This is a genomic window from Mycobacterium sp. E1715, from assembly GCF_001667625.1.
In the GTDB taxonomy this organism is placed as follows: domain Bacteria; phylum Actinomycetota; class Actinomycetes; order Mycobacteriales; family Mycobacteriaceae; genus Mycobacterium.
In genome coordinates, this window is record NZ_LZJJ01000342.1 from 1 (window position 1) to 11,636 (window position 11,636).

At 70.8% G+C, this 11,636-nt stretch carries 10 protein-coding genes and 3 pseudogenes; 11 read left to right on the forward strand and 2 right to left on the reverse strand.

Features of this window, described 5'->3' with window-relative positions; translation table 11 throughout:
- Positions 1-8: 8 nt before the first annotated feature.
- The 3 genes and pseudogenes from A9X03_RS17250 to A9X03_RS17260 form a co-directional block, all read left to right on the forward strand.
- Positions 9-848, forward strand: a pseudogene (locus A9X03_RS17250) (hypothetical protein); the annotation flags it as partial.
- 294 nt (positions 849-1,142) lie between these two features.
- A complete protein-coding gene (locus A9X03_RS17255; RefSeq protein ID WP_068262125.1) occupies positions 1,143-2,495 on the forward strand; it encodes a replication-associated recombination protein A in 1,353 nt (450 codons plus the stop codon).
- On the forward strand, positions 2,492-2,827 hold the full coding sequence (locus A9X03_RS17260) for a hypothetical protein (RefSeq protein WP_067886973.1): 336 nt from the start codon (positions 2,492-2,494) through the stop codon (positions 2,825-2,827). The genes A9X03_RS17255 and A9X03_RS17260 overlap by 4 nt, the downstream gene beginning before the upstream one ends.
- Before the next feature lie 82 nt (positions 2,828-2,909).
- Here the strand turns inward: A9X03_RS17260 and A9X03_RS17265 are convergent, their stop codons facing one another.
- Positions 2,910-3,533, reverse strand: coding sequence for a hypothetical protein (locus A9X03_RS17265; RefSeq protein WP_067752779.1), 624 nt, complete (start codon positions 3,531-3,533; stop codon positions 2,910-2,912).
- 170 nt (positions 3,534-3,703) lie between these two features.
- Here A9X03_RS17265 and A9X03_RS17270 point away from each other — a divergent pair, with 170 nt between their 5' ends.
- The 8 genes and pseudogenes from A9X03_RS17270 to A9X03_RS30875 form a co-directional block, all read left to right on the forward strand.
- Entirely contained in the window at positions 3,704-4,093 is a 390-nt protein-coding gene (locus tag A9X03_RS17270; protein WP_197499176.1) for a secondary thiamine-phosphate synthase enzyme YjbQ, read from the forward strand.
- A gap of 111 nt (positions 4,094-4,204) precedes the next feature.
- A complete protein-coding gene (gene alaS / locus A9X03_RS17275; protein WP_068262129.1) occupies positions 4,205-6,898 on the forward strand; it encodes an alanine--tRNA ligase in 2,694 nt (897 codons plus the stop codon).
- Positions 6,899-7,408 carry a Holliday junction resolvase RuvX gene (ruvX, locus tag A9X03_RS17280; protein ID WP_067752787.1) on the forward strand — a complete coding sequence of 170 codons (510 nt, stop codon included), beginning with the start codon at positions 6,899-6,901 and terminating at the stop codon, positions 7,406-7,408.
- A complete protein-coding gene (gene mltG, locus A9X03_RS17285; RefSeq protein WP_068262133.1) occupies positions 7,401-8,642 on the forward strand; it encodes an endolytic transglycosylase MltG in 1,242 nt (413 codons plus the stop codon). The genes ruvX and mltG overlap by 8 nt, the downstream gene beginning before the upstream one ends.
- Positions 8,629-9,438: a shikimate dehydrogenase gene (locus A9X03_RS17290; RefSeq protein ID WP_369828411.1), complete on the forward strand. Its 810-nt coding sequence runs from the start codon at positions 8,629-8,631 to the stop codon at positions 9,436-9,438. The genes mltG and A9X03_RS17290 overlap by 14 nt, the downstream gene beginning before the upstream one ends.
- A gap of 110 nt (positions 9,439-9,548) precedes the next feature.
- Positions 9,549-9,968 carry an A24 family peptidase gene (locus A9X03_RS17295; protein ID WP_068262136.1) on the forward strand — a complete coding sequence of 140 codons (420 nt, stop codon included), beginning with the start codon at positions 9,549-9,551 and terminating at the stop codon, positions 9,966-9,968.
- A 32-nt stretch (positions 9,969-10,000) separates the two neighbouring features.
- Positions 10,001-11,206, forward strand: a complete 1,206-nt coding sequence (gene aroC, locus A9X03_RS17300; RefSeq protein ID WP_068262139.1) for a chorismate synthase — start codon at positions 10,001-10,003, stop codon at positions 11,204-11,206.
- Positions 11,206-11,310: pseudogene (locus A9X03_RS30875) on the forward strand (shikimate kinase); the annotation flags it as partial. The gene aroC and the pseudogene A9X03_RS30875, both read left to right, overlap by 1 nt.
- Here A9X03_RS30875 and A9X03_RS17305 read toward each other — a convergent pair.
- Positions 11,278-11,636: pseudogene (locus tag A9X03_RS17305) on the reverse strand (shikimate kinase); the annotation flags it as partial. The pseudogenes A9X03_RS30875 and A9X03_RS17305 overlap by 33 nt on opposite strands.

Genomic DNA, 11,636 nt, shown 5'->3' on the forward strand with positions numbered 1-11,636 from the left:
GGCCGTAGCCGGGCTACGGCACCCCGCCGCCCGGCTACGGCCCGCCGCCCAGCTATGGCGCGCCCCCGCCGGGGTACGGCGGCTACCCCCAGCCCGGCTATGGGGCACCCGCCGCCCCGGGGTTCAGCGTCGGTGACGCCTTCAGCTGGGCTTGGAACACGTTCACCAAGAACGCGCTGGTGTTGATCGTGCCGGCGCTGGTGTACGGCCTGTTGTTCGGCGTGGCCACCGGGGTGAACATCGCGGGCCAGAACATGTCGCCGAACACGGCGACCAGTGACGACTACGGCTTTTATTTCACGACCAACCTCACCGGCGCCGCCCTGGTCGTCTTCATCATCGGCACCCTGCTGACCTACCTGGTCACCGCGTTCGCCCAGGCCGGCTTCCTGTCCGGCTGCCTGGACATCGCCGACGGGCGGCCGGTGACCATCGCGTCGTTCTTCAGGCCCCGCAACCTGGGGATGGCATTCCTGGCCGCGCTGATCGTCGGTGTCCTCACCTCGATCGGCTACTCGTTGTGCTTCGTTCCGGGCCTGGTGCTGAGCCTGTTCGTGCAGTTCACCATCCTGTTCGTCGTCGATCGTTCGGAGTCGGCGATCAAGGGCTTCACCTCCAGCTTCTCGCTGGTGGGGTCGAATTTCGCCAACGCGCTGCTGGTGTGGCTGGTGGTGATGGCCCTGATCTTCGCCGGGGCGCTGGCGTGCGGGGTCGGCCTGCTGGTGACGGCGCCGCTCGACGCGCTGATCCTGACCTACGCCTACCGCAAGCTGACCGGCGGCCAGGTTGTTCCCGTGCCGCAAGCGGGCTACCAGCCGGGCCCGCCGCCCGGGCCGCAGCAGGTCTGACCTCAAAGCCACGCCAGAAGTTACGGCGCTGTTAGCCGCGGCTGTGGTGCGCCGTAGCCGGGTGATTGCGGGGGAGGTGCGCCGTAGCCGGGTGATTGCGGGGGAGGCGCGCCGTAGCCGGGCGGGGGCGGATAGCCCGGAGGGTTGTGCTCGCTGCCGTACGGGTCGGCCGGGGTGCCTGGATATTCGGGAGGCTGGCTCATGTCCGTCCTAGCTGTTGACTCAACCTGTGGGCACGCGCACACGGGAACTTAGCAAAGATGTCGGGGCGGCGCCCGGATTCGTTTTCGTGGTATGCCTGATGCCGTGTCCGACGGTCTTTTTGACCTGCCCGGCGCGGCTCCGACGAGCGATCACGGCCTGGGCGTGTCGGCCGGTGCGCCGCTGGCCGTGCGCATGCGGCCGGCCTCGTTGGACGAGGTGGTCGGCCAGGAGCACCTGCTGGCGCCCGGGTCGCCGCTGCGCCGCCTGGTCGAGGGATCCGGCGTGGCGTCGGCCATCCTCTACGGCCCGCCCGGCAGCGGCAAGACGACGCTGGCCGCGCTGATCTCCCAGGCGACCGGTCGCCGGTTCGAGGCGCTGTCGGCGCTGTCGGCCGGGGTCAAAGACGTGCGCGCCGTCATCGACCAGGCGCGGCAGGCGTTGTTGCGCGGCGAGCAGACGGTGCTGTTCATCGACGAGGTGCACCGCTTCTCCAAGACCCAGCAGGACGCCCTGCTGTCCGCCGTGGAGAACCGGGTGGTGCTGCTGGTGGCCGCGACCACGGAGAACCCGTCGTTCTCGGTGGTGGCGCCGCTGCTGTCCCGCTCGCTGATCCTGCAGTTGCGCCCGCTCAGCGCCGAGGACATCCGCGCGGTGGTGCAGCGGGCGATCGACGATCCGCGCGGACTGGACGGCCGGGTCGCGGTGACGCCCGAGGCCGTCGACCTGCTGGTGCGGCTGGCCGCCGGCGACGCCCGGCGGGCGCTGACCGCGCTGGAGGTCGCGGCCGAAGCCACCGAGTCGGTGAGCGTCGAGACCATCGAGCAGTCGCTGGACAAGGCCGCGGTGCGCTACGACCGGGACGGCGACCAGCACTACGACGTCATCAGCGCCTTCATCAAGTCGGTGCGGGGCTCGGACGTCGACGCGGCGCTGCACTACCTGGCCCGCATGCTCGTCGCGGGGGAGGACCCGCGGTTCCTCGCGCGGCGGCTGATGATCCTGGCCAGCGAGGACATCGGCATGGCCGACCCCAGCGCGCTGCAGATCGCGGTGGCGGCCGCGCAGACCGTGCAGCTGATCGGCATGCCCGAGGCGCAGCTGACGCTGGCCCACGCCACCATCCACCTGGCCACCGCGCCCAAGTCGAACTCCGTGACCACCGCGCTCGCCGCGGCGATGGACGACATCAAGGCGGGCAAGGCGGGCCTGGTGCCGCCCCACCTGCGCGACGGGCACTATTCCGGCGCGGCGGCGCTGGGACACGCGCAGGGGTATCGGTATTCGCACAACGATCCCGACGGTGTCCTGGCCCAGCAATATCCGCCGGACGAGTTGGTGGACGTGGACTACTACCGGCCGACCGGCCGCGGCGGTGAGCGGGAGATGGCCGGGCGGCTGGAGCGGTTGCGGGCGATCATCCGGGGAAAGCGGGGGCGGTCATGAAAACCTTCACCGACGACGAGATGGGCCGGCTGCTGGCCACCACCCAGCCCTACAGCGTCGTCATCCTCAAGCAGGGGCCGCGGTTCGGCGACGAGACGACACCGGGGACCGTCTGGGAGCACGGGCGGCGCAACTTCGGGCTGCGCGACGACGGCGTCATGCCCATCGTGTTGCCGGTCACCGACGGCTCCGAGATCTGCGGGATCGCGGTGTTCGCGGCCTCGGTCGACGACACCGCCGCGATCATGGCCGACGACCCGGGTGTGGCCGCGGGCGTCTTCACCTTCGAGGTGCATCCCTGCCGGGGATTCCCGGGCGACGCGCTGCCCTGAACGCATCGAGCGTCACGCTGGCGTGACACTGGACGGCAGCCGCCACGCTGGCGTGACGCTCGGCGAAAGAAGCGTGCTAGCGCTAGACCAGCTCGGGCACCCGCAGGTGGGCGATCGCCAGCTCGAATTCGGCGACGTCGATCACCTCGGCGCCCAGCTCCCGGACGCGCCTGCTGCGCAATTCGTTCGCCCGGTCGCTGTTGCGGGCCATCGCGTCCATCGAGTCGAACGTCGAGCACGACACCGCCCGTCGGCACGCCGGATGGTCGACCAGCAGGCTGGCGCTGCAGAACCCGTCGAGCTCCTCGAGCTCCGGCAGCACCGACGAGCGGTAGAAGTCCAGGGACCGGGTGAGCTGGTCCGGCACCACCTTGAGCCAGGTGGCCCGCACGCAGGCACCCTGCCGCGACGGATGGTCGCGGTGCAGCAAAGCGATGTCCCACTCCTCGACCCGCGCGCTGCCGTCGAACATCAGCGCGGCCTGATCGCGAATCGGGGCGACCCGTTCGGCGCTGGCGCGCATCGCGTCGATGCTGTCCCACGAGCTGGTGGCGATGCAGGTCCCGGACTGCCGGTCGACCAACAGCGACAGCCCGACACACCCCTCGATCTCGGTGAGGGCGGGCATGACGACATCGCGAACGTGCGCGATCCCGATGTCGACCGACAAGGGTTGCGCCTGGATGGTGGTGGAGCGTGCGTACACGGCCGACCTCCTCTGTAGGGCTTATATCCAAGGAGCCCGTGGCGCCACCGGCCCCACCAGTTACCTTCCTCCTGCCCAATGCGCCCCGCAATGCCCAAATGTGGTCGCGCTCACAATCGATTGGCTGCCCGCAACGTGTGCGCCGTAGGCTGGTTCGGATGCATACCGACGTGCTGGACGTGGACACAACACGACGCCGCATCGTCGATCTGACCGAGGCGGTGCGGGGCTTCTGCTGGTCGAGGGGCGACGGGTTGTGCAACGTGTTCGTCCCGCACGCCACCGCGGGCGTCGCCATCATCGAAACGGGGGCCGGCTCCGACGAAGACCTGCTCGACACGCTGGAACGGCTGCTGCCGCGCGACGACCGGTATCGGCACTCGCACGGCTCGCCGGGCCACGGCGCGGATCACGTGATGCCGGCGCTGGTCGCGCCGTCGGTGACCGTGCCGGTCTCCGGGGGCGAGCCGATGCTGGGCACCTGGCAAAGCATCGTGCTGGTCGATTTGAACCGGGACAACCCACAACGCTCGGTGCGGCTGAGCTTTCTGGAGGGTTAGCGGCCCGGTAGCCAGCTACTCCAGCGAATACGCTGGAATAGACGTTCACGCGACAAAGCAACACGCGACAAAGCAACACGCGACAAAGCAAAAGGAAGAAGCGGACTCCAAGTGCAGACACACGAGATCAGGAAGCGGTTTCTTGATCATTTCGTGAAGGCGGGCCACACCGAGGTGCCGAGCGCATCGGTGATCCTCGACGACCCCAACCTGCTGTTCGTCAACGCGGGCATGGTCCAGTTCGTGCCGTACTTCCTGGGAGCGCGCACGCCGCCGTACTCGACGGCCACCAGCATCCAAAAGTGCATCCGCACGCCCGACATCGACGAGGTGGGGATCACCACCCGGCACAACACCTTCTTTCAGATGGCCGGCAACTTCTCGTTCGGCGATTACTTCAAGCGCCGCGCCATCGAGCTGGCGTGGACTCTGCTGACCAACGGGTTGTCCGAGGGCGGCTACGGCCTGGATCCCGAAAGGATCTGGACGACGGTCTATTTCGACGACGACGAGGCCGTGCAGCTGTGGCAGGAGATCGCCGGGCTGCCGGCCGAGCGGATCCAGCGCCGCGGCATGGAAGACAACTACTGGTCCATGGGCATCCCCGGTCCGTGTGGCCCGTCGTCGGAGATCTACTACGACCGCGGCGAAGAGTTCGGGGTCGGTGGCGGCCCGGTGGCCAACGAAGAGCGCTACATCGAGATCTGGAACCTCGTGTTCATGCAGAACGAACGCGGCGAGGGCACTTCCAAGACCGACTTCGAAATCCTCGGCCCGTTGCCCCGCAAGAACATTGACACCGGCATGGGCGTCGAGCGGGTCGCGTTCATCCTGCAGGGCGTGCACAACGTGTACGAGACCGACCTGCTGCGGCCCGTCATCGACGCGGTGGCCGCCCGCGCGCCGCGCGGATATGACGTGGGCAACCACTCCGACGATGTGCGCTACCGGGTGATCGCCGACCACAGCCGCACCGCGGCGATCCTGATCGGCGACGGCGTCACGCCCGGCAACGACGGTCGCGGCTACGTACTGCGCCGGCTGCTGCGCCGGGTGATCCGTTCGGCCAAGCTGCTCGACATCGACGGGCCCATCGTCGGCGAGTTGATGACCACCGTGCGCGACGCGATGGGGCCGTCGTATCCCGAACTGGTCGCCGACTTCGACCGGATCAGGCGCATCGCCGTCGCCGAGGAGACCGCGTTCAACCGCACGCTGGCGGCCGGTTCCAAGCTGTTCGACGAGGTCGCCGGCACCACCAAAGAGGCTGGGGCCAAAGCGATCTCGGGCTCGGACGCTTTCACGCTGCACGACACCTACGGCTTCCCGATCGAGCTGACCCTGGAGATGGCCGCCGAGGCGGGCCTGCAGGTCGACGAGATCGGCTTCCGGGAACTGATGGCCGAGCAGCGTCGGCGCGCGAAGGCGGACGCCGCCGCTCGCAAGCACGCCCACGCCGACCTGAGCGCCTATCGGGAGCTGGTCGACGCCGGCCCGACGGAATTCACCGGCTTCGACGAATTGTCCTCCGAGGCAAAGATTCTGGGCATCTTCGTGGACGGCAAGCGGGTCCCGGTCGTCACGCACGGCGCCGAGGGCGCGCAGCAAGTCGAACTGGTGCTGGACCGCACGCCGCTCTACGCCGAGTCCGGCGGGCAGATCGCCGACGAGGGCACCATCAGCGGGACCGGCGCAGGCGCGAGCGCCCGCGCGGCGGTCACCGACGTGCAGAAGATCGCGAAAACCCTGTGGGTGCATCGGGTCAACGTCGAATCCGGGGAGTTCGTGGAGGGCGACACCGTGGTCGCCGCGGTCGATCCGGAATGGCGCCGGGGCGCCACCCAGGGCCACTCGGGCACCCACATGGTGCATGCCGCGCTGCGACAGGTGCTGGGCCCCAACGCCGTTCAGGCGGGATCGCTGAACCGCCCCGGCTACCTGCGGTTCGACTTCAACTGGCAGGGTCCGCTGTCCGACGAGCAGCGCACCCAGGTCGAAGAGGTCACCAACCAGGCCGTCCAGGCCGACTTCGAGGTGCACACGTTCACCGAGCAGCTGGAGAGGGCCAAGGCGATGGGCGCAATGGCAATGTTCGGCGAGGCCTACCCGGACGAGGTGCGGGTGGTCGAGATCGGCGGGCCGTTCTCGCTCGAGCTCTGCGGCGGGACCCACGTGCACAACTCCGCTCAGATCGGGCCGGTGACCATCCTGGGCGAATCGTCGGTCGGCTCCGGCGTGCGCCGGGTGGAGGCCTACGTCGGGCTGGACTCCTTCCGCCACCTGGCCAAGGAGCGCGCGCTGATGGCGGGGCTGGCCTCGTCGCTGAAGGTGCCGTCCGACGAGGTGCCCGCCCGGGTGGCCGGACTGGTGGAGCGGCTCAAGGCGGCCGAGAAGGAACTCGAACGCGCACGGCTGGCGAGCGCGCGCGCCGCCGCGACCAACGCGGCGGCCGGCGCGGAGCGTATCGGTAACGTCCGTGTGGTGGCGCAACGCATGTCGGCGGGGATGACGGCCGGCGACCTGCGCTCCCTGGTGGGCGACATCCGCGGCAAGCTGGGCAGCGACCCCGCCGTGGTGGCGCTGATCTCCGAGGGAGAGGGGGGCAGTGTGCCGTACGCGGTCGCCGCCAACCCCGCCGCCCAGGACCTCGGGCTCCGCGCCAACGACCTGATCAAGCAGCTCGCCGCGACGGTCGACGGCCGCGGCGGAGGCAAGCCGGACCTGGCGCAGGGTTCCGGAAAGGACCCCAGCCGCATCGACGCGGCGCTGGAGGCGGTCCGCTCCGAGATAGCGCGGGTCGGCTGAGTGGTCCCCGCACAGCATCGCGTGCCCGACCGGCCCGGCGACCCTGACCAGGATCCCGGCCGGGGGCGGCGGCTCGGCATCGACGTCGGCAGCGTGCGCATCGGCGTCGCCAGCAGCGACCCCGACGGCATCCTGGCCACCCCGGTGGAAACCGTGCGCCGTGACCGCTCCGGCAAGCACGTGCGCCGACTGGCCGAGCTGGCCGCCGAACTCGGCGCGGTCGAGGTGGTCGTCGGGCTGCCACGCACGCTGGCCGACCGCACCGGTCCGTCGGCGATCGACGCGATGGAGCTGGCCGACACGCTGGCCCAGCGGATCGCCCCCACGCCCGTGCGCCTGGCCGACGAGCGCCTGACCACCGTGAGCGCGCAGCGCTCGCTGCGCGCGGCCGGCGTCCGCGCCCGCGAACAGCGGGCCGTGATCGACCAGGCGGCCGCGGTGGCCATCCTGCAGAGCTGGCTCGACCAGCGCCGCGCCGCCCTGACGGCGGGGGAGCCCGCCGATGGTTGACAGCGCAAGGCGGCAACGCGCCGAGCCCGAGGCGGTCGGCACGTCGCGGAAGCGCAGCCGCGTCGCCCGGAACCGGGCCGAACGGGGGCGACGCCAGCGGCGGTTCGCCGGCAAGATCGTGCTCGCGGTCGTCGCCGTCGTCGTGCTGGTGGCCGTGTTCGTCGGCGCCAAGCTGTGGCACACGGTGTTCGGAGCCGGCGACGACTACGCCGGAAATGGCAAGCAGGACATCGTGATTCAGATCAAGGACGGTGACTCGACCACCAACGTCGGGGAGACGCTGCAGCACGAGCAGGTGGTCAAGACCGTCCGGGCATTCGTCAACGCCGCGCACGGCAACAGCAAGATCTCCTCGATCCAGCCCGGCTTCTACCGAATGCGCACCGAGATCCCGGCGGCCGACGCCGTCGCGCGGCTGGCCGACCCGAACAGCCGGGTGGGCCGACTGGTCATCCCGGAGGGCCGTCAGCTCGACGACACCACCGACATGAAGACCAACGTGGTGACCCCGGGGATCCTGACGCTGATCTCCCGCGCCACGTGCGTGACCCTCGACGGCAACCAGCACTGCGTCGCGGTGGAGGAGCTGCGGGCGGCGTCGACCAACAGCGCGCCCGCCGCGCTCGCGGTGCCGCCGTGGGCCGTCGAACCCTTCACCGAGCTCGGCAAGGACCATCGCCGGATCGAGGGGCTGATCGCGCCGGGAACCTTCAACGTGGACCCGTCCGCCTCTGCCGAGACCATCCTGTCGAGCCTGATCAGCGCCGGGGGCGTCGAGTACATGAAGTCCGGGTTGGTGGACACCGCCCAGTCCATGGGCCTGTCGCCGTACGACATCCTGGTGGTGGCCTCGCTGGTGGAGCAGGAATCCAAGTCGCAGGACTTCGCGAAGGTCGCGCAGGTGATCTACAACCGCCTGCACGCCCACCACACGCTGGAATTCGACTCGACGGTCAACTACCCGCTGGATCGCCGGGAGGTGGCCACCACCGACGCCGACCGCGCCCAGAAGACGCCGTGGAACACCTACGTGTCGCAGGGGCTGCCCGCGACGGCGATCTGTTCGCCGGGTGTCGACGCGCTGCGCGCCGCCGAGCATCCCGAGCCCGGCGACTGGCTGTACTTCGTCACCATCGACGCCCAGGGGACGACGCTGTTCACCAAGGATTATCAGCAGCATCTGGCCAACATCGAGCTGGCTAAGCGCAACGGTGTCCTCGATAGCGCGCGCTGAGGGCGGACCCCGGAAAGCGGCGGTGCTCGGCAAGCCGATCGCCCACTCGAAGTCCCCGCAGCTGCACCTGGCCGCCTACCGGGCGCTGGGCCTGCTGGACTGGACCTACGACCGCATCGAATGTGACGCCGAGCGGCTGCCGGCCGTCGTCGGCGGCTTCGGGCCCGAATGGGTCGGGGTGTCGGTCACCATGCCGGGCAAGTTCGCGGCGCTGCGCTTCGCCGACGAGCGCACCGAGCGGGCCGAGCGGGTGGGGTCGGCCAACACCCTGGTCCGCACGCCCGCCGGCTGGCGGGCCGACAACACCGACATCGACGGCGTCGCGGGGGCGCTTTCGTCGGCCACCGGGCCCGCGCTGGTGTGCGGGTCGGGCGGCACCGCGCCGGCGGCCGTCCTGGGCCTGGCGCAGCTGGGCGTCCCCGCCATCACCGTCGTCGCGCGCAACCCCGACAAGGCCGCCCGGCTGGTGGAGTTGGGCACCGGAATCGGGGTCCGGACGCGGTTCGTGAACATCGACGACGACGGCCTGGGGACCGCGGTGGCCGCCGCCGAGGTGCTGGTCAGCACGATCCCAGCCGACGTCGCGGCGCGGTACGCGGGCACCCTCGCCGCGATCCCGGTCCTGCTGGACGCCGTCTACGACCCGTGGCCCACGCCGCTGGCCGCCGCGGTGGCCGCCGCCGGCGGCCGCGTGATCAGCGGCCTGCAGATGCTGTTGCACCAGGCGTTCACCCAGGTCGAGCTATTCACAGGGCAACCGGCGCCGCGAGAGGCCATGGCCGCCGCCCTGGGCTAACGTCCCTCGCGTCGGATGTCTCAGGTCAACCGCCGAGCGTGGGGCCTAGGGACGACATCGCCACCGTTTTCGTACCTAGCCCCACACTCGCGGCGCACCCAGGAGAACCCATGCGGCTTGGAGCGGTTGTGGCGGTGCTCGCGTGGCTGTTGCTGCTGAGCGGCTGCGACGTCCGCGAGCGCCGGTTGCCGAACGTGCTCACGCTGCCCGGGGCCGGGGTGATCCTGCTGACGGCAGCGGTGGCCGGGCGCGGCTGGGCCGCGCTGGCCGGCGCGACGGCGCTGACCGCGATCTATCTGCTGGTGCACTCGCTCGCCCCGGCCGGGATGGGCGCCGGGGACGTCAAGCTGGCGATCGGCCTCGGGGCGCTGGCGGGGTGTTTCGGGGTCGGGACGTGGTTCCTGGCCGCGCTGGCCGCGCCGCTGCTGACGACGCTGTTCGCGGTGCTGTGCGGCGCCCGGGCGGTGCCCCATGGCCCGTCGATGTGCCTGGCCACCGCCGCCGCGATCGGCCTGGTTCTCGGGATTTAAGCCCGCGCCGGACCCCGTGGGAGAATGACCGGGTGTTGCGTTGGATCACCGCCGGGGAGTCGCATGGCCGCGCGTTGGTGGCCATGCTCGAGGGCATGGTCGCCGGGGTGGAGGTCACCTCCACCGATATCGCCGACCAATTGGCCCGCCGCCGCCTCGGGTACGGGCGCGGCGCGCGGATGAAGTTCGAGCGCGACGCGGTGACCGTGCTGTCCGGGGTCCGCCACGGCATCACGCTGGGCGGCCCCATCGCCATCGAGATCGGCAACACCGAGTGGCCCAAATGGGAGACCGTGATGGCCGCCGACCCGGTGGACCCGGCGGAGCTGGCCAACATCGCCCGCAACGAACCGCTCACCCGGCCGCGGCCCGGGCACGCCGACTACGCCGGCATGCTCAAGTACGGCTTCGACGACGCCCGCCCGGTCCTGGAGCGCGCCAGCGCCCGGGAGACCGCCGCCCGCGTCGCGGTGGGCACGGTCGCGCGGTCCTTCCTGCGCCAGGCGCTCGGCGTCGACGTGCTCTCCCACGTCATCGCGATCGGCCCGTCGGCGCCCTACGACGGCCCCCCGCCCCGCCCCGAAGACCTGCCCGCGATCGACGACAGCCCCGTGCGCGCGTATGACGAGGAGGCTGCGAAGTCCATGATCGCCGAGATCGAGGCGGCCAAGAAGGACGGCGACACCCTCGGCGGAGTGGTCGAGGTGGTGGCGACAGGCCTGCCGGTGGGCCTGGGCTCGTTCACCAGCGGCGACAACCGGCTGGACAGCCAGCTCGCCGCCGCGGTGATGGGCATCCAGGCCATCAAGGGCGTGGAGATCGGCGACGGCTTCGAGACGGCGCGCCGCCGCGGCAGCCGCGCGCACGACGAGATGTATCCCGGCCCCGACGGCGTGGTCCGCTCGACGAATCGCGCCGGTGGGCTGGAGGGCGGCATGACCAACGGCCAGCCGCTGCGGGTGCGGGCCGCGATGAAGCCGATCTCCACCGTGCCGCGCGCGCTGGCCACCGTCGACATGGCGACCGGCGACGAGGCCGTCGCCATCCACCAGCGCTCGGACGTGTGCGCGGTGCCCGCCGCGGGGGTGGTGGTCGAGGCCATGGTGGCGCTGGTGCTCGCCCGCGCGGCGCTGGAGAAGTTCGGCGGCGACTCGCTCACCGAAACCCGGCGCAACATCGAGGCGTATCAGCGCGCGGTCGCCGACCGGGAAGCGCCGGCCGCCCGGGGGACCGCTTGATGGCGCCCAAGGCGGTACTCGTCGGGCTGCCGGGTTCGGGCAAGTCCACCATCGGGCGGCGCCTGGCCAAGGCGCTCGGCGTCGAGTTCCTCGACACCGACGCGGCGATCGAGCAGCGGACCGGGCGCAGCATCGCCGACATCTTCGCCACGGACGGCGAGCAGCGGGCGCACTGCGCCGCCGCCGGTGCGCCGCACGCCTTCGCCGGCGCTGATCTCCAGGTAGATGACCGTGTGGCCGGCGAGCGCCTCGCAGACCCCCGGGCTGGTGACCGCGCCGCCGCCGAGCGACACCACGCCGTCATGGTCGGCCAACGCGGCACGCACCGCGTCCTCCTCGATGCGGCGGAACTCCTGCTCGCCGTCCGTGGCGAAGATGTCGGCGATGCTGCGCCCGGTCCGCTGCTCGATCGCCGCGTCGGTGTCGAGGA